Source organism: Paraburkholderia sp., from assembly GCF_024281035.1.
In the GTDB taxonomy this organism is placed as follows: domain Bacteria; phylum Pseudomonadota; class Gammaproteobacteria; order Burkholderiales; family Burkholderiaceae; genus Paraburkholderia.
This window is the reverse complement of record NZ_JAMXLH010000014.1, coordinates 56,204-82,681: the sequence shown is the minus strand read 5'-3', so window position 1 is coordinate 82,681 and position 26,478 is coordinate 56,204. Positions and strand designations below refer to the sequence as shown.

Annotated in this window: 26 protein-coding genes and 2 pseudogenes; 7 read left to right on the top strand and 21 right to left on the bottom strand. The window is 62.0% G+C overall.

Annotation, left to right across the window (positions count from 1 at the left end; genetic code table 11):
- Positions 1-70: 70 nt before the first annotated feature.
- Positions 71-1,186, top strand: a complete 1,116-nt coding sequence (locus tag Q0L30_RS03200) for an alkene reductase (protein ID WP_296651056.1) — start codon at positions 71-73, stop codon at positions 1,184-1,186.
- Between the two features lie 47 nt (positions 1,187-1,233).
- Here Q0L30_RS03200 and Q0L30_RS03195 read toward each other — a convergent pair.
- The 6 genes and pseudogenes from Q0L30_RS03195 to Q0L30_RS03170 all read right to left on the bottom strand — a co-directional run.
- Positions 1,234-1,491: pseudogene (locus Q0L30_RS03195) on the bottom strand (helix-turn-helix domain-containing protein); the annotation flags it as partial.
- Between the two features lie 149 nt (positions 1,492-1,640).
- Positions 1,641-1,898 (bottom strand): hypothetical protein, encoded by a 258-nt coding sequence (locus Q0L30_RS03190; protein WP_296651051.1) that lies wholly within the window; start codon positions 1,896-1,898, stop codon positions 1,641-1,643.
- Between the two features lie 201 nt (positions 1,899-2,099).
- A complete protein-coding gene (locus Q0L30_RS03185; RefSeq protein ID WP_296651050.1) occupies positions 2,100-2,360 on the bottom strand; it encodes a hypothetical protein in 261 nt (86 codons plus the stop codon).
- Complete coding sequence (locus Q0L30_RS03180) at positions 2,341-2,859, bottom strand: DUF2778 domain-containing protein (protein WP_296651047.1); 519 nt, start codon at positions 2,857-2,859, stop codon at positions 2,341-2,343. Before Q0L30_RS03180 ends, Q0L30_RS03185 begins: the two co-directional genes overlap by 20 nt.
- Positions 2,860-2,870: 11 nt before the next feature.
- A complete protein-coding gene (locus Q0L30_RS03175) occupies positions 2,871-3,356 on the bottom strand; it encodes a type VI secretion system tube protein TssD (protein ID WP_296651045.1) in 486 nt (161 codons plus the stop codon).
- A gap of 400 nt (positions 3,357-3,756) precedes the next feature.
- Positions 3,757-4,704 carry a GlxA family transcriptional regulator gene (locus Q0L30_RS03170; protein WP_296651042.1) on the bottom strand — a complete coding sequence of 316 codons (948 nt, stop codon included), beginning with the start codon at positions 4,702-4,704 and terminating at the stop codon, positions 3,757-3,759.
- Between the two features lie 119 nt (positions 4,705-4,823).
- On the opposite strand from Q0L30_RS03170, the gene Q0L30_RS03165 reads away from it, so the two are divergent.
- Positions 4,824-5,633 carry an SDR family oxidoreductase gene (locus tag Q0L30_RS03165; RefSeq protein WP_296651039.1) on the top strand — a complete coding sequence of 270 codons (810 nt, stop codon included), beginning with the start codon at positions 4,824-4,826 and terminating at the stop codon, positions 5,631-5,633.
- A 116-nt stretch (positions 5,634-5,749) separates the two neighbouring features.
- Here Q0L30_RS03165 and Q0L30_RS03160 read toward each other — a convergent pair whose 3' ends face one another.
- From Q0L30_RS03160 to Q0L30_RS03145, 4 genes are all read right to left on the bottom strand, one after another.
- The gene (locus tag Q0L30_RS03160; protein WP_296651242.1) at positions 5,750-7,075 is read right to left on the bottom strand and encodes an MFS transporter; all 1,326 of its coding nucleotides are present in this window, start codon (positions 7,073-7,075) and stop codon (positions 5,750-5,752) included.
- A gap of 448 nt (positions 7,076-7,523) precedes the next feature.
- Positions 7,524-8,519: a hydroxymethylglutaryl-CoA lyase gene (locus Q0L30_RS03155; protein ID WP_296651038.1), complete on the bottom strand. Its 996-nt coding sequence runs from the start codon at positions 8,517-8,519 to the stop codon at positions 7,524-7,526.
- Positions 8,516-9,733 (bottom strand): CaiB/BaiF CoA-transferase family protein, encoded by a 1,218-nt coding sequence (locus Q0L30_RS03150; protein WP_296651035.1) that lies wholly within the window; start codon positions 9,731-9,733, stop codon positions 8,516-8,518. The genes Q0L30_RS03155 and Q0L30_RS03150 overlap by 4 nt, the downstream gene beginning before the upstream one ends.
- Positions 9,734-9,939: 206 nt before the next feature.
- Positions 9,940-10,857: a LysR substrate-binding domain-containing protein gene (locus tag Q0L30_RS03145; protein ID WP_296651032.1), complete on the bottom strand. Its 918-nt coding sequence runs from the start codon at positions 10,855-10,857 to the stop codon at positions 9,940-9,942.
- 236 nt (positions 10,858-11,093) lie between these two features.
- On the opposite strand from Q0L30_RS03145, the gene Q0L30_RS03140 reads away from it, so the two are divergent.
- Entirely contained in the window at positions 11,094-11,774 is a 681-nt protein-coding gene (locus tag Q0L30_RS03140) for a class I SAM-dependent methyltransferase (RefSeq protein WP_296651029.1), read from the top strand.
- Positions 11,775-11,846: 72 nt separating this feature from the next.
- On the opposite strand, the gene Q0L30_RS03135 is transcribed toward Q0L30_RS03140, so the two are convergent.
- From Q0L30_RS03135 to Q0L30_RS03095, 9 genes are all read right to left on the bottom strand, one after another.
- Positions 11,847-12,170, bottom strand: coding sequence for a hypothetical protein (locus tag Q0L30_RS03135; protein WP_296651027.1), 324 nt, complete (start codon positions 12,168-12,170; stop codon positions 11,847-11,849).
- Positions 12,171-12,460: 290 nt separating this feature from the next.
- Positions 12,461-13,066: a nucleotidyltransferase family protein gene (locus Q0L30_RS03130; protein WP_296651025.1), complete on the bottom strand. Its 606-nt coding sequence runs from the start codon at positions 13,064-13,066 to the stop codon at positions 12,461-12,463.
- A 38-nt stretch (positions 13,067-13,104) separates the two neighbouring features.
- A complete protein-coding gene (locus Q0L30_RS03125; RefSeq protein WP_296651022.1) occupies positions 13,105-14,154 on the bottom strand; it encodes an XdhC family protein in 1,050 nt (349 codons plus the stop codon).
- Complete coding sequence (locus tag Q0L30_RS03120) at positions 14,151-15,350, bottom strand: VWA domain-containing protein (RefSeq protein ID WP_296651020.1); 1,200 nt, start codon at positions 15,348-15,350, stop codon at positions 14,151-14,153. Before Q0L30_RS03120 ends, Q0L30_RS03125 begins: the two co-directional genes overlap by 4 nt.
- Positions 15,344-16,240: a MoxR family ATPase gene (locus Q0L30_RS03115; protein ID WP_296651239.1), complete on the bottom strand. Its 897-nt coding sequence runs from the start codon at positions 16,238-16,240 to the stop codon at positions 15,344-15,346. The genes Q0L30_RS03120 and Q0L30_RS03115 overlap by 7 nt, the downstream gene beginning before the upstream one ends.
- An 8-nt stretch (positions 16,241-16,248) precedes the next feature.
- Complete coding sequence (locus Q0L30_RS03110) at positions 16,249-16,872, bottom strand: SRPBCC family protein (RefSeq protein WP_296651019.1); 624 nt, start codon at positions 16,870-16,872, stop codon at positions 16,249-16,251.
- A 30-nt stretch (positions 16,873-16,902) separates the two neighbouring features.
- Entirely contained in the window at positions 16,903-19,317 is a 2,415-nt protein-coding gene (locus tag Q0L30_RS03105) for an aerobic carbon-monoxide dehydrogenase large subunit (protein ID WP_296651016.1), read from the bottom strand.
- A 17-nt stretch (positions 19,318-19,334) separates the two neighbouring features.
- Positions 19,335-19,865, bottom strand: coding sequence for a (2Fe-2S)-binding protein (locus tag Q0L30_RS03100; protein ID WP_296651013.1), 531 nt, complete (start codon positions 19,863-19,865; stop codon positions 19,335-19,337).
- Positions 19,866-19,884: 19 nt separating this feature from the next.
- Positions 19,885-20,763 (bottom strand): xanthine dehydrogenase family protein subunit M, encoded by an 879-nt coding sequence (locus Q0L30_RS03095; RefSeq protein ID WP_296651011.1) that lies wholly within the window; start codon positions 20,761-20,763, stop codon positions 19,885-19,887.
- Between the two features lie 205 nt (positions 20,764-20,968).
- On the opposite strand from Q0L30_RS03095, the gene Q0L30_RS03090 reads away from it, so the two are divergent.
- From Q0L30_RS03090 to Q0L30_RS03075, 4 genes and pseudogenes are all read left to right on the top strand, one after another.
- On the top strand, positions 20,969-21,769 hold the full coding sequence (locus Q0L30_RS03090; RefSeq protein WP_296651009.1) for a LytTR family DNA-binding domain-containing protein: 801 nt from the start codon (positions 20,969-20,971) through the stop codon (positions 21,767-21,769).
- A gap of 486 nt (positions 21,770-22,255) precedes the next feature.
- Positions 22,256-22,483: pseudogene (locus Q0L30_RS03085) on the top strand (DUF2249 domain-containing protein); the annotation flags it as partial.
- A 604-nt stretch (positions 22,484-23,087) separates the two neighbouring features.
- Positions 23,088-23,558, top strand: coding sequence for an Rrf2 family transcriptional regulator (locus Q0L30_RS03080; RefSeq protein WP_296651008.1), 471 nt, complete (start codon positions 23,088-23,090; stop codon positions 23,556-23,558).
- Positions 23,559-23,808: 250 nt separating this feature from the next.
- A complete protein-coding gene (locus tag Q0L30_RS03075; RefSeq protein ID WP_296651007.1) occupies positions 23,809-24,327 on the top strand; it encodes a hypothetical protein in 519 nt (172 codons plus the stop codon).
- A 71-nt stretch (positions 24,328-24,398) separates the two neighbouring features.
- Here the strand turns inward: Q0L30_RS03075 and Q0L30_RS03070 are convergent, their stop codons facing one another.
- Together Q0L30_RS03070 and Q0L30_RS03065 are read right to left on the bottom strand one after the other, a co-directional pair.
- Complete coding sequence (locus tag Q0L30_RS03070; protein ID WP_296651005.1) at positions 24,399-25,739, bottom strand: hypothetical protein; 1,341 nt, start codon at positions 25,737-25,739, stop codon at positions 24,399-24,401.
- A complete protein-coding gene (locus tag Q0L30_RS03065; protein ID WP_296651004.1) occupies positions 25,739-25,972 on the bottom strand; it encodes a DUF2249 domain-containing protein in 234 nt (77 codons plus the stop codon). The genes Q0L30_RS03070 and Q0L30_RS03065 overlap by 1 nt, the downstream gene beginning before the upstream one ends.
- Between the last annotated feature and the right edge of the window lie 506 nt (positions 25,973-26,478).

Genomic DNA, 26,478 nt, shown 5'->3' with positions numbered 1-26,478 from the left:
TTTGAACGTTCGCGGTAAAGAAATGGCAAACCCGTGCAAACCCGCCGCAAACCCGATCAGGAAATACAGCATGAACCGTGATCCGCTTTTCCAGCCACTCCAGCTCGGCGCGCTGACGCTGCCCAACCGCATCGTGATGCCGCCGATGACGCGCTCGCGCGCGAGCCAGCCCGGCGACGAGGCCAACGACCTGATGGCCGAATACTATGCTCAGCGTGCTGACGCAGGGCTCATCGTGAGCGAAGGGACGTATATCGCGCCGCTCGGCAAGGGTTACGCGTGGACGCCCGGCATTCACACACCGGGCCAGATCGAAGGATGGCGCAAGGTCACGGATGCGGTTCATGCCAAAGGCGGCCGTATCTTCGCGCAGCTCTGGCACGTTGGCCGGCTGAGCCATACGAGCCTGCTGGGCGGCCAGCAACCGGTGTCGTCTTCGCCGCTTCAGGCCGAAGGCGTCAAGGTGTTCATCGCCAGCGCGGAAGACAGCGTGCCCGGTTTCGTGCAGGCCTCCGAGCCGCGCGCGCTCTCCGTGGATGAAATCGGCGAAATCGTGAACCAGTACCGCGTGGCCGCGCGCAATGCCATCGAGGCGGGTTTCGACGGCGTCGAACTGCACGCGGCGAATGGCTATCTCGTCAATCAGTTCATCGATTCCGGCGCGAACACGCGCACCGACGCCTATGGCGGATCGCTCGAAAACCGTCTGCGCTTTCTTGATGAGGTTGCGCGCGCACTTGTCGACGGCACGGGCGACGCGCGCCGCGTCGGCATCCGGCTCGCGCCGCTCACCACGCTCAACGGCTGCGAAGATGCCGATCCGGAAACGACCTATCTCGCGGCGGCCCGCTTGCTCGGCAACATCGGCGTGGCCTACATCCATATCGCGGAAGCCGACTGGGACGACGCCCCGCATATGGCGCCCGACTTCAAGCGCAAGCTGCGCGCGGCCTACCCCGGCGTGCTGATCTATGCGGGCAGGTACACCGGCGAACGCGCGCGTGAAGCCATCGAAGCAGGCTGGGCCGATCTCATCGCATTCGGCCGCCCGTTCGTCGCCAATCCGGATCTGGTGCAGCGACTGCGCGTTGACGCGCCGCTCGCGCAGCATCATCGCGAGACGCTGTTCGGCGGCGGCGCGAAGGGGCTCACGGATTACCCGGCGCTCGAAAGCGCTGCGGCCTGAGCGGCGCGCATCGGCATCAGATCTACGTAAAGCGCGACGCGTGAGGATTAATCGGACTCCCGCACGTCGCGCCGCACCGCCTGCGGCGGCCGGCCAAATCCACGCAGAAAGGCTTCGCGCATGTGGCGGCGATCGCAAAAGCCGGTTTCCGTTGCGATCACATCGAGTGGATGCCGGCTTTGTTCGATCATCAGGCGTGCGGCTTCAAGTCTTAACCCTTCGATCGCCCTGGCGGGCGATTTGCCCGTTTCAAGCGTGAATACCCGGCTGAACTGACGCGGACTCAGATGCACCGCCTAGGCCAGGTGCCTAATACCCTGTGGAATGGCCAACCAAATTCAGCAAGCAACCAGCGAATCTGGCTGGCCTGAGTGATGCGTACCTTAACAAAACCCTGACGACTGCGTGTGCTCACGCCGTGCGCACAAAGAAAGCGCTCTGGCGAAGCGTCCGCCTATGGCTTCGTCCGGTAGTAGCTCCATAACTCCACGATCGCCACATAGACGAGCACCGCCACGACGAGTTCGATAGTCACCCACACCACGAAATACAAGTCATCGGGATCGCGGACACCAAGCCAGTCCGAAGCACGCCACCATGCACGCGCCTCGCCTGCTGTCCATTCATTGGAGAGCGGGATATAACGAACTGAAATAAGAAGCAACCCGATAAACAGCGCAATCTTGAAGAACCTGCGGACAATTGTTGCCATGCGTGATCACCTCAATTTCTTTGTCCGGCAGCACCACCATAGAGCCTCATGATTGCCACATAGGCCAGTACCGCCACGGTCAGTTCGATATTCCCCCCCCCACTAAACCCTCCATTGCGCTAAACGGGCTTGGCGGGGCGTAGCGGGCCAGCGCGGGTAAATAAAACGCCCCATCGGGGCGTTTGTTCGTCGTGTGCGCCTTTAAGGCTTTTTCCTGTAGAGCCGCCATAGCTTCATGATCGCCATATACGCAAGCGTGGTTGCGATGAGGTTCATGGCTACTGTCACCAAAAAAAATAGATCATCGGGGTCACGGATGCCTAACCGGTTCGCAACGTGCAACCATGTGAGCGCCTGACTATCTGTCCATTCCACGGGGTAGGGATGGACGTACGGCAGCAAAAGACGGAACAGGCCGCAGAACAGAATGACCTTGAACGCCCTACGGACAAGTGTTGCCATACGTGATGACCTCAATTGATCCATAGGCACGAATCCCCGAGTTTCGGGCAGGAATTTTCACGGTGTGAAGCAGCGCGTTACGGATTCTCGCGAAATCCGTATAACTGGGCAGGGTGATGCAGCCTAGCGAAATCCCGCGTCCGCCTGCCGGATGCAACCGGAACTGCCCGCGTTTGACACCGTTGATCCACGTCACATCATCAATCGCCCCATCATCACGATAGAGCGCAAACCACTCCTCATGATGGGTCGCATGGCCTACGACCGAATTCAGGGTGTCTTTAGACCATGCGAGAGTCTGCGAGTAGAGGCCGCCCGTGGGGCGGGCTACGATCCAGTATTTACCGGCGGGGATGGGGCCGTTATTAGGCACCATCGTGCAGCCACCCCGATTGCGGAATTGATCGTTGCCCGAGTAGGCGTTGAAAGTGCCGACGCCAAAAATTGTGAGCGGTGACAACGGGGCATTATTCACCAGAAACTTACCCTGATAAGCCATTGCCGCCCTCCTTATGCGCGGTCATTCCACGAATCGGTATATTTGATATTGCCGTCAAGGTAGTGCCACGTGATGCTCTCGTACATCATGGACACCGCTTCAACGTGATTGAGCATGGATGCCTGCGCAAGTTTTGCATTAGCCATGCCGGGATTGATGCCGCAGACCTTGACGCCTTCGAGCAGCATCACGAAATACACTTGCTCTTTCCCCGCATCGTTGATTCGATACCACTTGATTTCGGCGGACTGCAGCGTTTGTCCCTTCGCCACAGCTTTGTAAAGATAAGGCGTCGCAGAATCAAACTCCTTTTCGAATGAAATCGGCGAATGCGCACGTGTGCCGGTTATTTTTCCGTTAACAGCATCAATCGGCAGCCTCACACTGTGCCCGAAACTTATAATTTCAATACTTTCTTCCCGGCCCTGGACGGTTGACGACCCTTTGATCTCTGCTCCGCCAACATCTTTAAGCCACACATATGCAGGTATCGGCATATCCAGAATTCCAATTTATAAAATCAACTCTTTTACATGGGCTTCGTTAAATTAAAATTTACAAGCAATGCAAATTGAATCACAAACCTCACATTTGACAGCACTTAACAACTTGGCAAGGGTTACGCGCGGACATCTGACATTCCCACGTCAAGTCGAATCGACGGACGGCTCACGGTAACGGATTCGGTTCACACCAAGGGCCGCTGCATCTTCTCGCGGGGAAGGCACGTGGACCAACTCAGCCATACGAGCCTGCCAGGCAATCAGCAACCGTTTTCGTCGCCACTTCAGGCCAAAGGCGTGACGGGCCTCACGGACTATCCGGCACTCGACAGCGCGACGGCCTGAGCGGCGCGGATCCGCTTAACGCTGCACGGCAGCGCGCGACGCGTGAGGATTAATCGGACTCCCGCACGTCGCGCCGCACGGCCTGCGGCGGCCGTCCGAATCCGCGCAGAAAGGCTTCGCGCATGTGGCGGCGATCGCGAAAGCCGGTTTCCGTTGCGATCACATCGAGTGGATGCCGGCTTTGCTCGATCATGAGCCGAGCCGCTTCAAGCCGTAGCCCTTCGATCGCCCTGGCGGGCGATTTGCCCGTTTCAAGCGTGAATACCCGGCTGAACTGGCGCGGACTCAGGTGCACCGCCTGGGCCAGTTCCTCGACGCTCAGCGCCCGGTTCAGGTTCTTGCGCGCATAGTTCAGCGCGTCCTGGATACGGTCCGATTTCGGCGCAAGATCGAGCATTTCGGAGTGCTGCGACTGCCCGCCCGAGCGCCGCTGATTCATGACGAGCTTGTGCGCCACCGAGCGCGCCGCTTCAGCGCCGAGATCCTTCTCCACCATCGCCAGTGCGAGGTCGAGGCCCGCGGTCATCCCGGCGGAAGTCCAGATCGGGCCGTCCACAATGTAGATGCGGTCGTCTTCCACGCGAATATCCGGAAAGTGCTTCTGCAAGTCGCGCGCGAAAGCCCAATGCGTGGTGGCGCGCCGTTGCGCGAGCAACCCGGCTTCGGCCAGCACGAACCCGCCCGTGCAGATGCCCGCGATGCGGCGGCTGCGTCCAGCCGCCTTGCGCAGAAATGCAAGCACGTCGACAGGCGCGGGCGACGTGAGCGGATCGTTGACGCCCGCCACCATCCACGTATCGACCGCAACGCGCGTTCGCAACGGCCGCGTGCCCACGGTCAGGCCAAGCGACGAACGCACGTCGCCTCCTTCGGCCGAAAAATTCTCGAGCTTGTAGAAGGGCTCGCCCGCGACCATGTTCGCGCACTCGAAAACGGTCTGGGTCGCGAGCGCCATGATCTGGAAGCCGTCGCTTAAAAGATAACCAATGCGGTGCACGTCCGCCTCCCGTGGAGGAATGACCTAAATCACGACCATATACGTCATTTCCGCCATCGTCAAACGAAGCCAGAATAGCTTCACGCAATCCGTGAAGATCTCTGAAAGGGAGTTACATCATGACGCAGGCTCACCAAGGTACCGCGCTCATTACCGGCGCATCGTCTGGCATTGGCGCCATTTACGCAGACCGGCTGGCGCGGCGCGGCTATGACCTGATTCTCGTTGCCCGCAACCGCGCGCGCCTCGACGCCCTCGCTCGGCGCATCACCGACGAGACGCACCAGAACGTCGAGATCATCGAAGCCGATCTGACCGACCGGAACGCCGTTCTCGCCGTTGAAGCAACCTTGAAGCGCGACGCGAGCATCACGCTGCTGGTCAACAATGCCGGTGTCGGCACGCACCGCCCGCTGCTCGAAAGCGATGTCGATGCCATGAGCCAGATGATCGACCTGAACGTCGCAGCGCTCACGCGCCTCACCTATGCAGCCGTTCCGGGTTTCGTCGCACGCGGCAAGGGGGCCGTCATCAACATCTCGTCGATTGTCGGGATCGCGCCGGAGATTCTCAACGGCGTCTATGGCGGCAGCAAGGCGTTCGTCCTGGCCTTCAGCCAGTCGCTGCATCACGAACTCGCCAGCAAGGGCGTTCAGATCCAAGCCGTCCTGCCCGGCGCAACGGCGACCGATTTCTGGCAAACCGGCGGCCTGCCGCTCGAACATCTGCCCCAGGAAATCGTCATGTCGGCTGACGCCATGGTCGACGCCGCGCTGACCGGCTTCGATCGCCGCGAGGTCGTGACGATCCCGTCGTTGCACGCGGTAGAGGAATGGGAAGCTTACGAGGCCGCGCGCCGGACGATGTCGGGGCACCTGTCGAGCAATGTGCCCGCGCCGCGCTACGCCGTTACGGCGCAAGAAGGCTAATCGGAAACAGGCATTCCGCCGACTGCGGATCGTACGATATCCGTAGAAAAAAACCGCCGCCGCATGCCGCCACATGAATGGGCGGCATGCGGCGGCATGTGTCGTCTTTTACGCGCTCAGTGGCTGATTTCTTCGAGCGCGAGGCCGCGGGTATTCGGTCCGAGCAGCGTCATCACGATCCCGACGAGCATCGCCATTCCGATGAAAGCCGCCACGCCCGGCACGCCGTAATGATGCAACAGGATGCCGATTGCGAGGCCCGCGAACGCCGCCGCAATCCGGCTCCACGAATACACGAAGCCGACTGCGCGGGCGCGCACGCGGGTGGGATAAAGCTCGGCCTGGTAGCCGTGGTAGGCGTAGGACATCACGTTCGCCGCCAGCGTGAAGATCACGCCGAGCACGATCAGAAGCGACGGCTCCGAGGCCTGCGAGAAGAGCGCGATCACGACCGCCATGATCGCAAGGCCGCCGACGATCTGCGTCTTGCGTTCGACCTTGTCCGCGAACCATACGCCAAGCAGCGGCCCGAACGGGTTGGCGATGGCAATCACGAACGCGTAGCCAAGGCTCTCCGTCACGTGCACGCCGCGGCTGATCAGCAATGTCGGCACCCACGCCGCGAATCCGTAAAAGCCGATCACCTGCGCCATGTTGAAGATCGAGAGGAGAACCGTGCGCCGCAGAAAGGGCGGGCGCAGCACTTCGATGAGCGAGCCGTGGCCGCCCTTCTCGACCTTGATGGGCCCGGGCGGCGGCAGCGCGATGCCTTTTTCGGCGGCGACACGGCGCTCGATCTCCGCGACGATGCGCTCGGCTTCTTCGACGCGACCGTGGCGCGCGAGCCAGCGCGGGCTTTCCGGAATGCTGCGGCGCAGAAACCACACGACGATCGCACCCACCGAGCCGATCAGAATCACGACACGCCAGTAGTCGAGGCCGATCGGATGCGTGTTCTTCAGGATGAACGCGAGAAACGCCACCACGGGCACCACGCTGAACGTAATGAGCTGGTTGACCGCATAGGCTCGCCCGCGCTCGGCGTTCGGGATCAACTCGCAGATATACGTGTCGATCGTGACGAGTTCGATGCCAATGCCGATACCGGCCACGAAACGCCAGATATTCAGCGCCTGCCCGGTCGTCTGGAACGCCATGATGGCCGTGCACGCGATGTACCAGATCAGCGACCACGTAAAGATGATGCGGCGCCCGAAGCGGTCGGCCACCTGGCCGAACACGAGCGCGCCGACCCACAGCCCGGCGAACGTCGAAAACACGAAGGTGCCGAAACCGGCCACCTTGAGCGGCCCGAGCGCCGAGAAGAAGCCGAGTGACTCGGGCGTGAAGAGTCCCGAATGCACCATGCCCGGCGCGACATAGCCCGTGAAGAACAGATCGTAGAATTCGAACACGCCGCCGAGCGAGAGCAGGATCACCATCGACCAGACGGTGCGCGACGGCGGCAGCCGGTCGAAGCGGGCGGCGATTTCCGCGGATTTTTCAATGGACATCGTGATGCCTCATTACATGTTGTGAGATATGAATGCGATGGATGACCGATGCGGCGCGCGCTCGCAAGGCAACGCAGATCGCCACGCGCTGTATCGGCAGGCATTGATACGCGACACAGCATGCAGCTTATCGGAGCCGGCACGGCGAGGCACTTCGTTTAAACCCAGATAAGCGAATGCTTGCCGCAGGATCGAGCGGGCGGTGCCCGCTTCGGCTTTTAACCGGGTGAGGTCATGCCGCTACGTGCGTTACAGGCATAACAGGCGTTACAGGCGTTACGCGTGCTCGCGGCGGAATTCGGCGGCTGTGCGCCAGAGGTGGTTTGCATGATGTTGTCTCCTGTTTGAGGTTCGATGTTTTTTATAAAAAAACGTGTCAGCCGTGCGGGCGAGAAGCGGCTTCGCGCTCGATGGCCCGCGCGAGGATTGCATCGAAGTCGGCTGGCCGCGGATGCAGATCGAGCCGCCGTCCTGCCTTTGCGATCTGCCCGGGCGTGTCATGCCCGATCAGCGCGGGCAGGCGCTTCGACGCCTCAAGAAGCGCGCCCAGATCGACGCCCGTGTCGTAGCCCATGAGTTCGAGCGCGTGCACGATTTCTTCGCTACAGACATTACCGCTCGCGCCCGGTGCATAGGGGCAGCCGCCGATGCCGCCGAGCGAAGCGTCGAAACGGGTTGCGCCCGCATCGATCGCGGCGAGCACATTAGCGAGTCCCATGCCGCGCGTATTGTGGAAATGCAGCGTGAATTCGGTCTCCGGCCAGCGCGCGATGCACTGCGCCGTGAGCCTTTCGACCTGCTGCGGATACGCCATGCCGGTCGTGTCGCACAGCGTCACGCCATGCGCGCCCGCTTCCTCGACGAAACGTTGCACCCACACGAAAACCTCGGCATCCGCTACGTCGCCTTCCATCGGGCATCCAAAGGCGCACGAGAGCGAGATGTTGACCGCAATCCCCGCTTCGCGCGCAAGCGCGGCAACCTGCTTCAAACCCCGGAAAGACTGCTCGCGCGTCATGCGCAGATTGGATACGTTGTGGCTCACGGTGGCCGACATCACGAGGTTCAGCTCGTCCGCGCGCGCCTCGATCGCGCGTTCGGCGCCGCGCACGTTGGGCACGAGCGCCGTATACACCACACCCGGCACGCGTTCGATTTCGCCGAGTACGGCTTCTGCGTCGCGCAAGGCCGGAATCGCCTGCGGCGAGACAAACGCCGTCACTTCGATCTTCGATACCCCGGTATGCGAAAGCGCGTTGATCAACGCGATCTTTTCATCCGTCGCGACGAAGGCCTTTTCTGCCTGAAAGCCGTCACGCGTGCCGACTTCCTGCAGATGGACGCGTCGCTGTCCACCGTTCCAGATCGTCATGCGATCGCTCCCTTCGCGCGCAGTTCGGCAATCTGGCTCTCCGCCAGCCCCATCTCGCGCAGGATCGCGTCCGTATCGTCGCCGAGCTTCGGCGCCGACGTGCGCACGGAACCCGGTGTGCCCGCAAGCTTCGGCACGATGCCCGGCACGTCGATGTCGTAGCCGTCGCGCGTGGTCTGCCGCAGGATCATGTCCCGCGCGCGGAAATGCGGATCCTCGGCGATATCGCGGGCCGTGTAGATCTTGCCCGTCGGCACGCGCGCGGCGCTAAGCGCGGCGAGCACGTCCGCGCTCGAACGCGGTGCGGTCCAGGCTTCGATGGCGCCGTCCAGTTCGTCGACGCGCGCCACGCGGCCGGCGTTGTTGGCGAGCGTGGGGTCGTCGGCGAGATCGCTTCGGCCAATCGCCGTCATCAACCGCTTGAAGATGCTGTCGCCGTTACCCGCGATGAGCACAAAGCCGTCGGCGCAGCGATACGCGTTGGACGGTGCAATGCCGGGCAGCGCGCTACCGGCAGCTTCGCGCACGGCACCAAACGCGCTGTACTCCGGAATCAGGCTTTCCATCACGTTGAAGACGGCCTCGTGCAAGGCGACGTCGATGACCTGCCCCTGGCCGCCATTCGCGTCGCGGTGATAGAGCGCGGTCAGCACGCCGATCACACCATGCAGTGCAGCAAGCGTATCGCCGATAGAAATGCCGCAGCGCACCGGCACACGCCCGGGCTCGCCGGTCAGATGACGCAGCCCGCCCATCGCCTCGCCGATCGAGCCAAAGCCCGGCAAATCGCGATACGGCCCGGTCTGCCCGTAACCGGAGATGCGCAGCATGATGAGCCCGGGATTCAGCGCCGCCAGTTGCTCGTAACCCATGCCCCAGCCTTCGAGCGTGCCGGGACGGAAGTTTTCGATAAGCACGTCGGCTTCGGCGATCAGCTTGCGCGCGATGTCCTGCCCTTGCGCTTCGCGCAGGTCGAGCGCCAGCGAACGCTTGTTGCGCGACTGCACCTGCCACCAGACGGAGGTGCCTTCCTTCATCAGACGCCAGTTGCGCAGCGGGTCGCCCGCGCCGGGCGGCTCGATCTTGATGACCTCGGCACCGAATTCGCCGAGCGTCTTGCCGGCGAACGGGCCCGCGATCAACTGCCCCATTTCGATCACACGCACGCCCTTGAGCGCGGAAGGCGTTGCCGCAAAGGAAGGCTGGCCGCTCATGGGGAGAATTCCTCGATATAGGGCGAAAGACGGAGAAGACTACAGACCGCATCCTTAAGCCCCGTCCGGAAAAAATCGCGGGAAAAATCGAGGGAAAGATGCGGTTGGTGTAGACGCATTCTCCACGCACGGTCGCGCACATGGAATGCAACAGTGCGGAATCGAGCTTTCGCAAAATGCGAAAGCTCGACAGAACCCAGGGTAAATCAGGATGTCGTGAGCGTATCCTGCGCGTCGCCCGTCAAATGCCTGACGAGCAAGCGCGCGGGTTTCGGCAGCGCACTGAGGTCGCGCGCGCAGATCAGCAATTCGCGCACGGCCCAGTCTTCCGTGAGGCTTATCTTGCGCAGGCCCATCGAGCGCAGGTGCGGGCGCACGGCGGCATCGGGCAGCACGGCGATGCCGAGTCCGGCAGCGACCATCAGGCACATCGCGTCGAAGCTGCGCACCTGGATGCGCAGCTTGAGCTGACTGCCCGTGAACGCGGTGGCGGCGTGAAGGCGCCGTGCGAGCGAGGTGGTGCGGGAGAGGCTGACAAAGTCGAATTCCAGCGCGTCTACAAAAGAGACCGAATCGCGCTGCGTCAACGGATGGCCGGTGGGAACGACGAGAACCAGCCGGTCGCGCCGGTATGGCAGGGTTTGAAGGCCGAACGTCGGCATCTGGTCGGCCATGATGCCGAAATCCGCCGCGCCGTCCACGACGGCCAAGGCAACCTGTTCGCTGTTTTGCTCTTCCAGTTCGATCCGTATTTCCGGCCGCGCGGCGTTGAATGCGGCAATGTCTTTCGGCAAAAACTGCGTCACAGCCGACGTGTTCGCCCAGAGCCGCACCACGCCCACGACGCCAGCCGCGTATTCGGACATGTCGGCCGTCATCACGTCGACGTCGTTGAGGATGCGCTGCGCGTGGCGCATGAGCGCCTCACCGGCTGCGGTCAGCGTAATACCACGGGAATGGCGATCGAACAACGCGGTGCCGATGGCCGTTTCGAGATCCGCGATGCGCCTGCTTGCGGCGCCGACGGCCAGGTGAGCAAGCTCGGCGCCCTTGCTGATACTGCCGCTGCGAACGACGAGTGCGAAAAGCGAAAGCGAAACGAGATCGAGACGATGGAGGTTCATGCCCAGGTCCGGCTGAAGTCATGGCGCCATTATGTGCAAAGACTGGACGGCAAGTCACCGGCCGTTTGCAGGCGTGCGCTTCTATTTCAGCTTTTCACGCGTAACGCACGCGGATCGTACGGCGCCGCCAGATGCACCGTCGCCGCTATCTCCATCTGGCTGTGCTCAGCGACCTCGTGCGCATCCAGTCACATATCTGCGCGCTCGCCTACCCGTTGCTTGAACCGCGATAGTATGTGCGGGTCGGCCGGCCCGTCGCTGCTTTTGGCGTGACATCGGCAAATAGCGGCCGATCGACGACAACCGTCCGGGCAAACACGGGAGTGCGCATGAATGATCGCTTGGGGCAACCCGGGTTGCCGCACGGACTAGTCGGGCGAATGCTGGGCGGCGTCATGCGCTGGCACAATCGCCCGGACAACGAGTGGACGCTGTCGCTGCTCGACATCCGCGACAACGAACAGATGCTTGAAGTCGGATTTGGACCCGGCGCCGCGATCAGGCTCGCGTCGCAATTGAATGCTTCGGTCCGCATAACGGGTGTCGATCACTCTCCCGAAATGCTGGCCGCGGCGGAACGGTTGAATCACGATGCGGTCGCCGAGGGGCGTGTACGGCTCACCCTCGGTTCGGCCGATCATCTGCAGTTCGCAGACAATTCGTTCGACAAGGTCTATTCGATCAACTGTATTTACTTCTGGCCCGCGCCCGCGCGCGGATTGAGCGAGTTATACCGTGTCGTCAAGCGCGGCGGCCTCGTAGCCATCACCGTGCGTGACAAGGAGCGGCCGCCCTACGACGCATTCCGCCCCGAGAAGCTGACGAATAGCTTGATTGAAGCGGGTTTCTCGTCCGTTGCGATCAACCGCAACGACGTTCCTTCGCATCCGCTCATTTGTGCCGTTGGCACGAAGTGATATTTCCGGCTGTCGATTCCGGCGATGCGCGAGGCGTCCGGTGCATCGCCGAAATCCTCGGCCTGAAGAGCCTCAAAGATCGTCGAGCCAGCCCCAGATCGTCCCGACGCCTTTAGCAGCGAAAAAGCCTGCAAAAAGCGGCGCGCCCGTTGCGACGACGAGCGGCCCCGAAGCCACGACGACTGCCACGGCGACTGCGGCAAGCGCGCCCGCGACATTCTGCATCATCCGCTTCGCGTCCATATCGCTGTAACCCGTGCATACGAGCGGGAGATCGTCTGGTTCCAAAGGCGGTTTGAGTGACATGTCTTTTGGTCCGTAAAGCATGATCAAGATGGTAGTTTTTTCGGCATTCTTCCCTGGAAACGCCGTTTGCGCAGCGGATTGCGCGTGCATATATTGACGTTCGTCATGGCGGCATGCATCTAAATGAGGATATGTCGCCCGTTGCGCCACACAAATTACACATTCCCTCCTGACTGTATGGTCATAAACGCACCGGGACGAGCGCCGATTCCGCTTTCCGGCTGAAATGCGGCCAAATATCGCCCGCGATCTTTCACGCCACGGCGAATCGGGCATGACCGGCGTCAATTGCGTTCGCAACGACACCATCGGGATCAACCTGTGGCTTGAGGCGTCTTCTTACTGACGGGCACGACGGGCGTCGCGCCCGCGCACATCGATTAGCCCGCATCGGATCCGATCCGCGCCACCATGCGCGCGTAATCGGCGGGCGTATCCATGTCCGCGCAGAAGCGGTCATCGGACGCCTCATAGATAGAGACTTTGTCGCCATGTTCGGCGATCAGCTTGCGGCAACCGGGATTCAAATCGCCGCTCACGACCTCCGCTGCGTAGCTCGCCGCGAAAATAACCGGATTACCGCGCGCGCCCCTGAACATCGGCACCAGGATCGAACCGTACGGCAGCAAGGCAAAGGCCTTGACCAGTTCCCGATAATCGGCGGTCTCGATCAGCACCTGGTCGGCAAGGCAGATCATCACCGCATCGCACGGTTCCCGCAGCGCGCCCACGCCGGTCGCCACCGAAGTCATCTGCCCTTCGCAGTAGCGCGCGTTGTTCTGGAAGCGCACATCGAGGCCGTCCAGCGCCTCGCATACGGCGGGCGCGTTGAATCCGGTCACCACCACGACTTCCTGCGGTTGTGCGGCGACGATAGCGCGAACGACGCGCCGCACCGCCGGCTCGCCGCCCAGAGGCAGCAACAGCTTGTGGCGGCCTTCCATGCGCGAGGAAAAACCCGCGGCCAGAACGACAGCTGAAAACACCAGGCTATCCATTATTTTTATCGGCCCCGCTCATGTCGTTAATCGGAACGTTGCGACGCGGCAGCGAGGTAGCGCTCGGGCGCACGCTCGAATTCAGCCTTGCAGCAGTCGCAGCAGAAATAGACCTTTTGACCGCCATACTCGACCACATGCAATGCCTTCGCGATCTCGATGCTCATGCCGCACACGGGATTGACGTAGCGGCCCGCATCGGCTCCGGTCGCACCCATTGCCTCGCACGGCGGCAGCGGCGGCACGGCTTCCGTGGCGACCTCGCCTTGCCGCGCGAGCGCCGCGGCTTGCGCCAGTTCGTGCCGCAACGCAACAAGCCCGGCCACCGCGCCAAGCGCAATCTCCTGCGGCGTGTGCGCGTGAATCGCCGGGCCCGCTGGCGCATGCAGCGCGGCCAGTCTTGCGTCGTCGATACCGCGCAGGCGCATCGTCTCGCTCAGCCGCCCGGCCTTGCGGCGGCTCGCGACGAGGAGCACCGCCGCTGCGCCGCTGCGCAAGGCCGCTTCGAGCGCATCCTCGTCGCCGTCGCCTTGTGTCGCGATCAGGGCGAACGACGCGCCCGCCCGATCGAGCGCCGCGGCGTCGTAGCGCGACACGCCCTCACGCTCACGCGCGATGTCGGCGGCAACGCACGTGCGAAAGCCCACGCGTTGCGCGAGCACGCAGGCCTCTTGCGCAGCGGGCGTCGCACCGAACACGACCACGAGCGGCGCCGGAACGGTCGGCTGGATGAACAACTCCATCGCGCCGTTGCTCGCGCACGGCATCGCGTGCGCTTCGACATCGGGATCGTGCACGGAGGGCTCGTTGCTGATGCGCACGCGCCTCGGTTGACCGGCGCGCATCGCCTGGCGTGCGGCCTCGATCACGATCGCCTGCGAACAGCCGCCGCCGATCCAGCCATGCAAGGTCCCGTTGCCTTCCACGAGCGCTTGCGCACCGACCTGCGTCGAAGTCGGCGGCGAGACGCGGATCACGGTCGCGACGGCGAACGGTGCGCCCGCAGCGATCAGTTGCTGTTCGAACATCAGCAGGTCTGCTGTGCTCGTGACGGTTTCGGTCGTGTCGGCATTCATTGCAGCGCACCGAGAATGTGAGGAAACACGCGTTCGAGGCTCGCAAGATCGCGCACGCCTGCGAACAGATCGAGGTGCGGCAGCGCCGCCTGCATGCCCGCGCTGACCGGCGCGAACCCCGGGCGTCCGGCGAGCGGATTGAGCCATACCAGCGAATGGCAGCGCCGCCGGATTGCCGCAAGCGATTCGCCGAGCAGCGCCGGGTCGCCCGCATCGTATCCATCGCTGACGATCACGACCGCCGTGCGCGCATGCAGCAAGCGCGGCGCGTAGAGCTGGTTGAACGCGGCGAGGCTCTCGCCGATGCGCGTGCCGCCAGCCCAGCCTTCGGAAATCAGATGCAGGCGTTCCTGCGCGCGCCGGGGATCGGGGTCGCGCAGCGCCGCGTCGACGCGGACAAGCCGCGTATGGAAGACGAAGCTGTGCACGTCGGGCAAGTGCTCGCCGAGCACACGCGCAAGCCGCAGCAGGAAGAAGCTGTAGAGGCTCATCGAGCGGCTCACGTCGAGCATCAGCACGATGCGTGGGCGCTGCCGCCGCTTGCGCCGCCAGCCGATGTCGATCGGCAGGCCGCCGCGCGATACGCTGCGGCGGATCGTCCAGCGCAAGTCGATGACGCGTCCTTCGTTCGCACGCTGCTCGCGGCGCGTTTCGATGCCGCGCAGGCGTCGCGCGAAGCGGCGGATCGCGGCATCGATGGCGAACAGCTCGCTGCGATCGTTCAGATGGCGGAAGTCCGCGAGCGCGAGCGAATCGGCCTGCGTGGCGCCTTCGTCAGCCGTCGCGCCCTCGCCCGGTGCGCTGCCGCGTCCCGCGAGCGAGACCGGCGTGCCCTCGCTCGCGTCGGGCGGCGTGCGCCCTGTTTCGTCGCGCGTGAGCGGCCCGGCGCCGCCCGCACGGACTTCAGCCAGTTCGTGCCGGTTCGGCGCACGGAAGTACGCGTCGAACAGATCGTCGAACCGCCGCCAGTCCTGCGCACGCGAACACAGCAGCGCACGCAGATTCCAGCGCAGCAGATCGCGGTCGAACTGGCCCATGCGCCGGGCGATCTCCATCGAATCGGCAACGTCGGCGCTCGTCACGCAAAATGCGTTCGCGCGCAACCATCCCGCGAAGCCGGCATAACGCTTGAGGAGCGCATCGGCGAGATCGGGAGCGTGCGTTTGAGCAGCAACGCGGTCGTGACTGCTCAGCATGATGCCACCAGCTTTTCGACGACAGGCCGCGTGAGCCCGGCCTGATCCTCGCGCGTCTTCACGAGTGCGGCGAGGGAATCCATGACGCGCTCGATGCCGTCCTCATCGAGCGCGCTCACGCCAAGGCGCAGCAGTGCCGCCACCCAGTCGAGCGTCTCGGCGAGCCCAGGCTTGCGGTGCAACGCCATCTGCCGCACCGCGTGAACGAATTCGACGACCTGGCGCGCGAGCGCTTCGGGCGCTTCCGGGACGCGGATGCGCACAATCATCAGTTCGCGCTGAAACGACGGATAGTCGACGTATTGATAGAGGCAGCGGCGGCGCAGCGCATCCGAGATTTCGCGGGTGCCGTTCGAGGTGAGGATCACGTAGGGCCGTTCGGTCGCCTGGATCACGCCGAGTTCGGGAATCGAGATCTGGAAATCCGAAAGCAGTTCGAGCAGATAGGCTTCGAAGGCTTCGTCGGTACGGTCGATTTCGTCGATCAGCAACACGGGCGCGGGCGTTGTCGTAATCGCTTCGAGCAGCGGGCGCTTGAGCAAATAACGCTCCGAGAAAATGTCCTGCTCCTTGTCGCGCAGCGGCCGCGCGTCTTGCTCGAACAGCTTGATCGCCAGCAGTTGATGCGCGTAGTTCCACTCGTAAAGCGCCGCGTGCGCGTCGAGCCCCTCGTAGCATTGCAGCCGGATCAGCGGCGCATCGAGCAAGCGGGCAAGCGCTTTCGCCACTTCGGTTTTACCGACGCCCGCCTCGCCCTCCAGCAGCAGCGGGCGGCGCATTTCCATCGTCAAGAGCAGCGCGGCTGCAAAACTGCACTCGGCGATAAAGCCGTGATTCGCGAGCCTCGCCTGCAGGGTGACGACATCAGGCATGCGGTCGGTCGGCGCCATGATGCGACTCAACGTCCGGGCGCCTTGTGCGAGAAACGCCCGCGCAGCCAGTCGCGAATCATCGCCCAAAAGAACGCGAAGCCGTTGAGTTCGGCGGGTTGTGCGGGCGGTGCCGCTTGTGCAGCCGGTGCGGTCGATGCATTCGCATCCGTCGCGCCTACCGTAGGTTGCTGCGCCTTCATCGCGTCGAGCCGCGCCGCGAAGTTCGCGACGAACTGCTTGAGCAGTTGCTCCGACACCGGCCCCATGAGCCTGCCGCCGATTGCAGCCGCCTTGCCGCTCATCGTGACCTCGCTCTTGCCCGCGAGCGTGGAGGTCTCTCCCTCGGGCTGCACAGCGGCCGAGAGATCCATCGTCGCCGCCGAGCTACCGGTCGAATCCGTGCCCTTGCCAAGCAGATGCAGGCTGCGCGTGGCGGCATCGAGCGCCAGCACTTCAATGTCGCCCTTGAACGCCATCGTCACGGGTCCGAGCTTCACCGTGATCGTGCCTTTGTAATGCGTATCGTCAACGCGCTCGGTGATTTTCGCGCCCGGCATGCAACCCGCCACGGCTTCGATATCCTGCATCAATTGCCAGGCGAGGTCCGCACCCGCAGCAAGCGGGAAGGCCCTGTCGAGTACGACTTTCATTCACGTCCCTCCCGCGTGTCGCCAATCGTTTCAAACCGGCCGCGTCAAGCCGAGTTCGCGGCATTGCTGCCACACGCGGAACGCGCTGTGCGGCATGTCCATGTGCGTGACGCCGAGATGCGCGAATGCATCGACGACGGCCGCCGTGAAGCACGGAATCGAGCCCACGTGCGGCGATTCGGCGACACCTTTCGCACCGATCGGATGATGCGGCGACGGCGTCACGGTGAAGTCGGTTTCCCAATGCGGCGTTTCCATTGCCGTCGGCACGAAATAGTCGAGCAGCGTCGCACCGAGCAGGTTGCCCGATTCGTCGTAAGGCAACGCCTGGCCGAGCGCGACTGCGAAGCCCTCGGTCAGGCCGCCGTGAATCTGCCCTTCGATGATCATCGGGTTGATTCGCGTGCCGCAGTCGTCGAGGGCATAGAAGCGCCGCACGTGAATCTCGCCGGTGTAGCGGTTCACGTCGAGCACACACACGTACGCGCCAAACGGGAATGTGAAATTCGGCGGATCGTAATAGTCCACCGCTTCAAGGCCCATTTCCATCCCTTCGGGCACGTTGTTGTACGCGGCCCAGGCAACCTCTTTCACGGTCTTGAACTGATCCGGCGAGCCCTTCAGCACGAAGCGGTCCAGATCGAACTCCACGTCGTCGGGGCTCGCTTCGAGCAGGTGCGCCGCGATCTTGCGCGCTTTCTCGCGAATCTTGCGCGAGGCGCGGGCGACCGCCGCGCCTGCCACCGGCGTCGAACGTGAACCGTACGTGCCGAGCCCGTATGGCGCGGTGGACGTGTCGCCTTCCTCGACCGCGATCTGCGACGCCGGAATACCGGCCTCCGAGGCGATGATCTGCGCATACGTGGTCTGGTGCCCCTGGCCCTGCGTGATCGTGCCCATGCGTGCGATGGCCGAGCCGTCCGGATGCACGCGGATCTCACACGAGTCGAACATGCCGACGCCGAGGATGTCGCACATCTTCGACGGCCCCGCTCCGACGATTTCCGTAAAGTTCACGACACCGATGCCCATCAGCCACTCCGCGTCCGGATCGGCGCGGCGCCGCGCCTGCTCCGCGCGCAACGCGTCGTAATCGACCGCGGCGAGCACTTTCCTGAACGCGATCTCGTAGTCGCCGGAATCGTATTCGAGGCCGAGCGGCGTCGCGTACGGAAACTGATCCTTGCGGATGAAGTTGCGCAGACGAATCTCGGCCTTGTCGATGCCGAGTTTTTGCGCGAGCACGTCGATCATCCGCTCGATCACGTACACCGCCTCCGTCACGCGGAACGAGCAGCGATACGCGACGCCGCCCGGAAATTTGTTTGTGTACACACCGTCCACCGAGACGAACGCATTCGGAATCGCGTACGAACCCGTGCAGACATGAAACATGCCGGCGGGCCATTTCGTCGGATCGGCGCACGCATCGAATGCGCCATGGTCGGCCACCGCATGCACGCGCAATGCCTTGATGTGTCCATCCTTGTCGGCGGCGAGTTCGCCGGTCATGTGATAGTCGCGCGCGAACGCGGTGGTGGAGAGGTTTTCGCTGCGCGACTCGATCCATTTCACGGGACGCCCGAGCACGATCGACGCAACGATCGAGGTGACGTAGCCCGGATACACGCCCACCTTGTTGCCGAAACCGCCGCCGATATCGGGCGAAATAATGCGGATTTTCGATTCCGGAATCGAAGACAAAAGCCCGACGACCGTACGCACGACGTGCGGCGCCTGCGATGTGATGTAGACCGTGAGATCGCCGCACGCCTTGTCGTACGATGCGACGCAGCCGCATGTTTCGAGCGGACAGGGATGCACGCGCGGATACAGGATGTCCTGCTTCACCGTGACGTCGGCGCTTTCGAACACGCGGTCGGTCTTGTCGCGGTCGCCCATCGTCCACGTGAAAATATGATTGGGATGTCTGCGCGCACCGTGCGCGCCGGTATTCTTGTCACGGATATCCTCGCGGATCACGGGCGCATCGGGTTCGAGCGAGCGCATCGGATCGACGAGCGCCGGCAACTCCTCATATTCGACTTCGACCAGCTCGGCCGCATCGGCAGCGACATAGCGGTCGTCGGCAACGACGAACGCCACCTCCTGATTCTGGAAGCAGACTTTTTCATCGGCGAGCACAGCCTGAACATCGCCTGCAAGCGTGGGCATCCAGTGCAGCTTGAGCGGCTTCAGATCGTCGGCGCTTAGTACCGCGTGCACGCCCGGATGCGCGAGCGCGCGCGATTTGTCGATGCGCTTTACGCGCGCATGCGCATATGGACTGCGCACCATCACGCCGAACAACATGCCCGGCATGACGATGTCGTCTACGTATGTACCCTTGCCCTGAATGAAACGCGGATCCTCGCGGCGCTTGCGCGAGCAGCCCATGCCTTCCAGCGCCGCAAGTCGGTCGAGATTGGCGTCTTGATCGCCCATGACGTTTCTCCCGGTGGTCATTGCGCGTGCACCGCGTCCGCCGCGATCAGCGGATGCGAGCTTTCGACCGCTTCGCCGCGCAATTTGCGCGCCGCGTATTGCACGGCCTTCACGATGTTCTGATAACCCGTGCAGCGGCACAGGTTCCCGGCCATCCAGTAGCGAATCTCCGCCTCATCCGGATCGGGATTCTCCTGTAGCAGCCGGTACGCACGCATCAACATGCCCGGTGTGCAGAAGCCGCATTGCAGGCCGTGTTCCTGCATGAAACCCTCCTGCAGCGCGTGCAATACACCGCCTTGCGCGAGCCCTTCGACGGTGCGGATATCCGCGCCTTGCGCCTGCACGGTCAACAGCGTGCACGATTTCACGGACATGCCGTTGAAATCGACCGTGCATGCCCCGCAATGCGATGTGTCGCAGCCGATGTGCGGCCCGGTGTGCCGGCATTTTTCGCGCAGCGTGTGAATGAGCAGCTCCCGCGGCTCGACGACGACATCGACTTCGCCGCCATTGAGCGTGAACGACACCATCGTCTTGCTGGCCATTTTGTGTTCTCCTCGCCGCTCAGGGTTGTGCCGGGCCGACCGCACGCTCGTATGAAACACTGAGCGCCCTGCGGGTCATCTCGCCTGCCATCGCGCGCTTGTAGTCCGCGTCGCCGCGCAGATCGGGCGCTGGATTGCATGCCGCCATCGCGAGCCGGGCCGCTTCGTCGACCGCACGTGCGTCGAATGGCCTGCCGGTCATCGCCTGCTCGGCATCCACCGCGCGAAGCACGGTGTCGCCGACATTCGTCAGAGCAATGCGAACGTGCTCGACGTTGCCGCCCACGACGCGCAACGTCACCGCAGCCGCAGCCGTGGCGAAGTCGCCGGTCTTGCGCTTGAGCTTCGCGTAGCAATAGCCGGTGTTGGCTGCGGGAACGGGAATACGGATGCCGGTCATGATCTCCCCGGGGGACAGCAGCGTCGCGTAGGCGCCGACAAAGAAACCGTCGGCAGGCACGACGCGTTCGCCGTCCGCGCCTTGCAGGACGAATGAAGCATCGAGGGCGATCATCAGCGCGGGATGGTCGTTGGCGGGATCGCCGTGCGAAAGATCGCCGCCCAGCGTGCCGCGATAACGAACCTGAGGATCGGCAATCTGCCTCGCGCCCTCGACGAGCAACGGACAACACGCTTGCACCAGTTCGGACCAGATCAGTTCGTTTTCGGTCGTCATTGCGCCAATCCACAGCGCGCCGTTCTCTTCGCGGATGCCTTTGAGTTCGGCAAGCCTGCCGAGATCGATCAGATGATCGGGCTGCGCGAAGCGCAGCTTCATCATCGGCAAGAGGCTGTGTCCGCCCGCGAGCAGTTTCGCCGCCTCGCCATGCTCGCCGAGCAACGCGAGCGCCTCGTGCAAGGTTTGAGGTGCGTGATATTCGAAGGGTCGAGGAATCACATCAGCCTCCTTGTTGTTATCCGCATGAAGTCGAGGATTTCACAATGCAATGCAGCAATTCAATGTGAATTCGCGAGCGGTCATCGGAATTCACCAAACGGCGGAAAACTTGCATGAAAAGCGGAAACGACATAAAACGGAAGCACCGCCTCCCGCACGGATGACGCCGTGCACAAAGCCGCGGGCGCATCAGGGAGAATCCTCGATGAAGCCGCCCCCTCACACCCTGTCCACTACCGACACACGCGGCGCCGTGACATTCCAGCACCGGCTGGAGCAGTTCAGCCCGGGCGTGGTGTGGCTCGATGCAGAAGGACGCGTCAGTGCATTTAACGACGTCGCGCTGCGGATTCTCGGCACCGTAGACGAGCAGTCGCCCGGCGTCGATCGCGAGACGCTGTTCGGCATGGACGTCGTGCAGCTACACCCGGCCCGAAGCCGCGACAAACTGCGCGACCTGCTGCAATCCGGCGACGCAAGCGGCCACGAAGCAGATTCGGCGCTGCCCGCAGTGTTGACCAGCATTGCCGATCACGTTCTCATGATCAAGGCGTCGCACATGTCGGGCCTGCACGGCGCGTGCGGCACCTGCATGTTCTTCTACGATCTCACCGATCTCACGACGGAACCCTCGCCGGGCGTTCTCACCGGGATGACAACGCCGCCGCGGCGCCTCTTCAAGATTCCGGTATTTCGCAAGAATCGCGTGATTCTGATCGATCTAAAGGACGTCGTGCGCTTCCAGGGCGACGGCCACTACACGACGATCGTTACGCGCGACGACCGCTATTTGTCGAACCTGTCGCTTGCGGATCTGGAATTGCGTCTGGACAGCAGCGTCTACCTGCGCGTGCACCGCAGCCATATCGTGAGCTTGCCGTTCGCCGTCGAACTGGTTAAAGCCGACGAAAGTCTGAATCTCGTGATGGATGACGTTGAACGAAGCGTGGTGCCGGTAAGCCGCTCCCGTGCGGTGCAGTTAAAGGAGCTGCTGGGGGTGATATGAATGCGGCGGGGTTTAGCGGGGCTGCGCCCGATGCGCCCGCTAAACGCGCGCATGACTCGATAGATGCATCCGCACCATTCAGACCCTTATAAAGCCTGCGCCACAAAAGCAACCGGATTCCCCGGTTCGTCACGCTCGCGCGCGACTGCGAGCATCTGTCCCACCTTACTGTTTGCAACGAATGCACTTGTAATCTATGATCCAGGTTAACATGTACGCGTGATGAATGTTTTAATATGGCTTCCATCAGACCATCGGATGGGCACTTTCCTGCAACTCGATGCTTTACAAGACCGTAGATGCGCCATCGGCACGCCGGCCACGGGCATGTCCCAGGCCAAATTGACGCAGGGCAGCCATGCAGCACCGGCCCCGCGGCATCTTGAAGCAGTTCCGTTTCGCGAAACCCGCCCCCAACATCCGTAACGCAGTCACTATTTTTTACGCAGTGCACAAATAAGCACTATTTTTTTCACCGGAGTCCCCATGACCGTCACCCAGCTCAACGTATTCCAGTTCGATGCCCGAGGCATTGCAAAGCGCTTCCGCCACGCTGCGATTTTTGGTGCCCTCGAATCGCTCGAGCAAGGCGACACGATGCGCTTCATCAATGACCACGATCCCCTGCCGCTGCTGAATCAGATCCAGCAGCGTTATGGCAATCAGGTGCGCATCCAGTACGTCGAGCGTGGCGCGCAAGGCGTCGTCATCGATATGGTGATCGCCGTCACCGGCGAGGAAGCCGCGACGTCCAGCCAATCGACCTCTTCGGGCTCCGGCTCCGGCTGCGGTTGCGGCGCTGGCGGCGCAGGTTGCGGCAGCTAAGTCGGCAACAAGACAGATGTTGAAAGCGCCGGATCGACTCATCGCCAGCAGGCCGACTGAAGGTATCCGGCGCTTCGTAAACAAGCTGGAGTAAACGTGTATTTCCCCTGAACGCAAGAACAAGGGAAGACAGATTCCAGTTGTGTTGTGTCGAGCAGGAAACCTGCGCCGATCGCGAACAACGCGATTGCGCGGGTGAAGTTCATTGACCACTTCCGTACTCGTGGTTCGCGCGATTGAATCGATTTCTGTTCTGCACGGCATGGATACCGCAATGCTGTGCAGCAATCGAATGTGATGGCAACTCACGTAGGAGCAGTGAATCGCTAAACCTGAGCGAGTCCTAGAAATTTTGGCTCAAGAAGGGAGCAAGGCGCGAGGCAGTCCATTTCCATGGGAGCACGGTGGCTACGCGGACATGGAAATACAGCCCAACCTGTCTGTTCAAACACACGAAAACTGTTGCAAACAGGACGCTTTCATAAGGTGATTCATGAGACTGACTGATTTTACCGATTACAGCCTGCGGGTTCTGACCTACGTCGCAGCACGCGGCGAGGAGCTCGCCACGATTCAGGAGTTAACCGATTCACTGGGCATTGCGCGCGGCCACCTTGGCAAAATCGTTCATACGCTCGGACGGGCCGGTTATCTGAGCACGACGAGAGGCCGTATGGGAGGCATGCGTCTGGGGCTCCCGGCCAACGAAATTACCATTGGCTCCGTCGTGCGTGCGACTGAACCGGACTTTCGCATCGTCGAATGCTTCAATGCCGCAGAAAACAAATGCACCATCACACCGGCTTGCGGTTTGCGCGGCATGCTGGAGCGTGCATCGCGCGCATACATGGCCGTTCTTGACGAATATACGCTGGCGGATCTTGCGATTGAGCCACAGACTCTGGCACGCCTGCTTTCAGGGGCGCCAACGGTTATTCCACTCGTGCCGCTCACGCGCGGGTAACTATCGGGCTGAACCGATCGGGTTTTGGCAACGGCCGCTGGTAGTTCGGCGGTAGTTCGGCGGCCGTTCACCGTTGAAGAACGGTAGGCCGACAAAAACGAATAGCAATACTAAAAACCGTCGCAATTCTAAATTTATACGCGTGCGACGGACTTTCGAGTAAACGACAATGCGACGGCTACACGATCAACCCCATGTACGTGGCGTTTGGGAGACGCACTACGTTACACCACTCGCTCATTTCAGAAACATGCCCGGGCAGCAGCTGCCGTGCGGCCCTGTTTCCGACGACGGGAGCTACTACTACCTTGAAGCGCTGCCACGCGAAGGCGGCGCGGCGGTTACGTTCTTCGCGGAAAATCACTGCGCGGAAAAGATACTGCGCGGGTTCGGCAGACCGCTATTACCCATTTTCGATCCGTTCGTGCGCTCGCGAGCGGCCAGACGCGCACCAGTCGATCCTCGCTCGGACATGATCGGTCTCAATGCCGATCTCTATGACGCGATTCACATGCTGTGTCTCGCCTTCGGCTTCATGCCGAAAAACGGGATATCGCGCACACTCGAATCGCTGCGAACAGAGCCGGACCGAAAGGTAGAACGCCATGAAATTGTCCGGTTTGCACAGGCGTTGGCGCGATACGAGAATTTGAATCCGCTCTCGCTTGCCATTGACTCGTTACGTCGAGCCAATGCGCGCCTTCGCGAGTTTCCGTTCATATTTCTTCGCGCGCGGCTGCGACACGAACACTTGCCAGACTGCCTTTAATAGAAGGCAAATTGAGAGCGAACCAGCCTGCCGGAATTCATTTCCAGGCAGGCAATCTGGTCACGGCATCCCTATTCCGGGCGGCGCGCATCCGCAGCCGGCTTGGCTAATTTCGATTCGATAAGAAGGCTGACGCGCCGATAGCACTTGAGCGCGTTCACGATAACCACGCCCAGCCATACCGCCGATACGATCAATGCAAGACCCGCTACGCGTGCGAGCGGCGCCGGCCATTGACTTGCCGCGACAAGTAGCAGCACTGCAACGAGGTGAGCGGCGAATTGCCGTTTCCCCGTGCGGTCCTCAATGATGTCCTTTACTTTTGGCACGATGTTCATCGGCATCGGCAATGACGCCTGCAAGTGGTACCAAAGCAGGAACGGCAGAATCTTGTAGAGCATGCCGTTGACGGCAGACCACGCAAAACCCACCAGCACGAGTACACCGAACGTTACGAACCAGGCGGTGCGACCGGTATTCACTGCGAGAAACCACACAGGCCAGCAGCAAACGAGACTCGCCATCGAAAGACGCCAGAACAGCGTCGTGGCGTCTGCCTGTGCGCGCTTGCGGGTTGCCAGCAGATAGAGCGTCATGCCGCCCAGCGCCGTGAATGCCGCACCCAGTGCATTGCCGACGAGCGGTTGCACGACAGTTGCGCGATCGTCCGGCAGGAAGCCGGCCGCGAGCGACAGCACGAGAACGAGGCCGAATACACCCGGGGCGAACCACCGCGTGAATGCAAGCGGATACGGCTCGGTCACGAGAAACATCGGGATAACCTGGTAGGCAATGCCCGCCACGAGGAGCCCGATCCAGCCGGACAATCCCCAGACAACATGAATATGGGTCACGCGCGGCAGTGGAAGCGTGTAGGCACCCGACATCGCGCCCGCGAGCATACCGCCGACGACAACGGTAACGAAGAGCGAGCCGAGGGCAAGCCGCGTCGACAGCAGGACATCCTCGGATCCTTTCTGGCGGTTTTTACGGCTAAGAAAGAAGCCGATGACGAACGCTGTGAGGAACCAGAGAAAAGCGCCGACGAGCACAACGGCGCTTAAGGCGTAAAGCGCCGGTACCGAGAAAACAAAAGCCGTGGAAAGCGAGAGCGCGCCGATCGTAAGCAAAGCATGCACGACGGTGGCGGTGACGACGGGGCGGTAAACGTGTACGCCCGTCGCCACGGGCAGAATCTGAATGAGCGCTCCGAGCATCGCGTTACCCAGCGCGCCCAGCGTAAAGAGGTGCGTGAGCGCGAGCGCGAACGGCGACCAGCGCGACGCCAGCGCAAGCGGCCCGCTCCAAAGCAGCAGGCCGCCCGCGATCAAGACGTAGATTGGCGCACTAACGAAGAATCGGAGCGGCGCCGACAAAGACGGCGAACTGTCGAGCGATAGCGCACGGCGCATCAGGCATTCCGCCAGATGCGAATTTCAAAGCGATGAGCGTCGATCGCACGCGTACTGTGTGCGTAACCGCTTCGCTCAAGTATTGAGTAGAGGGGAAAAGGCTGGCGATCGATGATGACACGCAGATGCCACCCAGGCTCGAGTGTGCCCAGCGCCGACATGATCTGCTCCATCGGCTCGGGTGGTTGCAGTCCGCAAACATCGAGCACTATTTCACGCGCTTCAGGTTCCATGTTTTGCTGCATCCGCTAATGCGTTCCGCCGAAGTCGAAGTATGCGGCGCTTGAAGAGAATAGCAGACGCGAGCGTGAATTCCGCCTATAACCTTGCGCGCATTGTTCACATCAATCGCCCCGCGGGCGTCGATTGTCTGACTTGAGGTGAGCGAAGGCCACTCCCGCCAGCAGCCGCTTGCCGGTGCTTCACTCCAACGCCCGGCCGATGCCTCAGAGACGCACCGCCGGGAATGCGCTTGCGCAGAGTTCTGGGCACGAAATTTTAGAACACCATGTGGCGAATTGGCACAGCTGGTGCGCAGTCAACCATCCAGGAGGCTGTAACCATTTGTTTTATTTAATTTTTGCTGTCTGCGGGGCAGTGCCGGGGATCAACGGTTCCTTTGCATATAACGCGTCTACGTCTTATCATGTCGTTAAACATGCATTCGACGTACATGTTTAACGACATCGCAGGCCGCTACGAACGTACACAACTTTCCTGCGATCCAATCCCTTCAAAC

Bases quoted from the DNA above. Each gene is read 5' to 3' on its own strand.
- Q0L30_RS03200 (WP_296651056.1), top strand. From the start codon at position 71: ATGAACCGTGATCCGCTTTTCCAGCCACTCCAGCTCGGCGCGCTGACG.
- Q0L30_RS03190 (WP_296651051.1), bottom strand. From the start codon at position 1,898: ATGGCAACAATTGTCCGCAGGTTCTTCAAGATTGCGCTGTTTATCGGG.
- Q0L30_RS03185 (WP_296651050.1), bottom strand. From the start codon at position 2,360: ATGGCAACACTTGTCCGTAGGGCGTTCAAGGTCATTCTGTTCTGCGGC.
- Q0L30_RS03180 (WP_296651047.1), bottom strand. From the start codon at position 2,859: ATGGCTTATCAGGGTAAGTTTCTGGTGAATAATGCCCCGTTGTCACCG.
- Q0L30_RS03175 (WP_296651045.1), bottom strand. From the start codon at position 3,356: ATGCCGATACCTGCATATGTGTGGCTTAAAGATGTTGGCGGAGCAGAG.
- Q0L30_RS03165 (WP_296651039.1), top strand. From the start codon at position 4,824: ATGACGCAGGCTCACCAAGGTACCGCGCTCATTACCGGCGCATCGTCT.
- Q0L30_RS03160 (WP_296651242.1), bottom strand. From the start codon at position 7,075: ATGGTGATCCTGCTCTCGCTCGGCGGCGTGTTCGAATTCTACGATCTG.
- Q0L30_RS03155 (WP_296651038.1), bottom strand. From the start codon at position 8,519: ATGACGATCTGGAACGGTGGACAGCGACGCGTCCATCTGCAGGAAGTC.
- Q0L30_RS03150 (WP_296651035.1), bottom strand. From the start codon at position 9,733: ATGAGCGGCCAGCCTTCCTTTGCGGCAACGCCTTCCGCGCTCAAGGGC.
- Q0L30_RS03145 (WP_296651032.1), bottom strand. From the start codon at position 10,857: ATGAACCTCCATCGTCTCGATCTCGTTTCGCTTTCGCTTTTCGCACTC.
- Q0L30_RS03135 (WP_296651027.1), bottom strand. From the start codon at position 12,170: ATGCACGCGCAATCCGCTGCGCAAACGGCGTTTCCAGGGAAGAATGCC.
- Q0L30_RS03125 (WP_296651022.1), bottom strand. From the start codon at position 14,154: ATGAATGCCGACACGACCGAAACCGTCACGAGCACAGCAGACCTGCTG.
- Q0L30_RS03120 (WP_296651020.1), bottom strand. From the start codon at position 15,350: ATGCTGAGCAGTCACGACCGCGTTGCTGCTCAAACGCACGCTCCCGAT.
- Q0L30_RS03115 (WP_296651239.1), bottom strand. From the start codon at position 16,240: ATGGCGCCGACCGACCGCATGCCTGATGTCGTCACCCTGCAGGCGAGG.
- Q0L30_RS03110 (WP_296651019.1), bottom strand. From the start codon at position 16,872: ATGAAAGTCGTACTCGACAGGGCCTTCCCGCTTGCTGCGGGTGCGGAC.
- Q0L30_RS03105 (WP_296651016.1), bottom strand. From the start codon at position 19,317: ATGGGCGATCAAGACGCCAATCTCGACCGACTTGCGGCGCTGGAAGGC.
- Q0L30_RS03100 (WP_296651013.1), bottom strand. From the start codon at position 19,865: ATGGCCAGCAAGACGATGGTGTCGTTCACGCTCAATGGCGGCGAAGTC.
- Q0L30_RS03090 (WP_296651009.1), top strand. From the start codon at position 20,969: ATGAAGCCGCCCCCTCACACCCTGTCCACTACCGACACACGCGGCGCC.
- Q0L30_RS03080 (WP_296651008.1), top strand. From the start codon at position 23,088: ATGAGACTGACTGATTTTACCGATTACAGCCTGCGGGTTCTGACCTAC.
- Q0L30_RS03075 (WP_296651007.1), top strand. From the start codon at position 23,809: ATGCCCGGGCAGCAGCTGCCGTGCGGCCCTGTTTCCGACGACGGGAGC.
- Q0L30_RS03070 (WP_296651005.1), bottom strand. From the start codon at position 25,739: ATGCGCCGTGCGCTATCGCTCGACAGTTCGCCGTCTTTGTCGGCGCCG.
- Q0L30_RS03065 (WP_296651004.1), bottom strand. From the start codon at position 25,972: ATGGAACCTGAAGCGCGTGAAATAGTGCTCGATGTTTGCGGACTGCAA.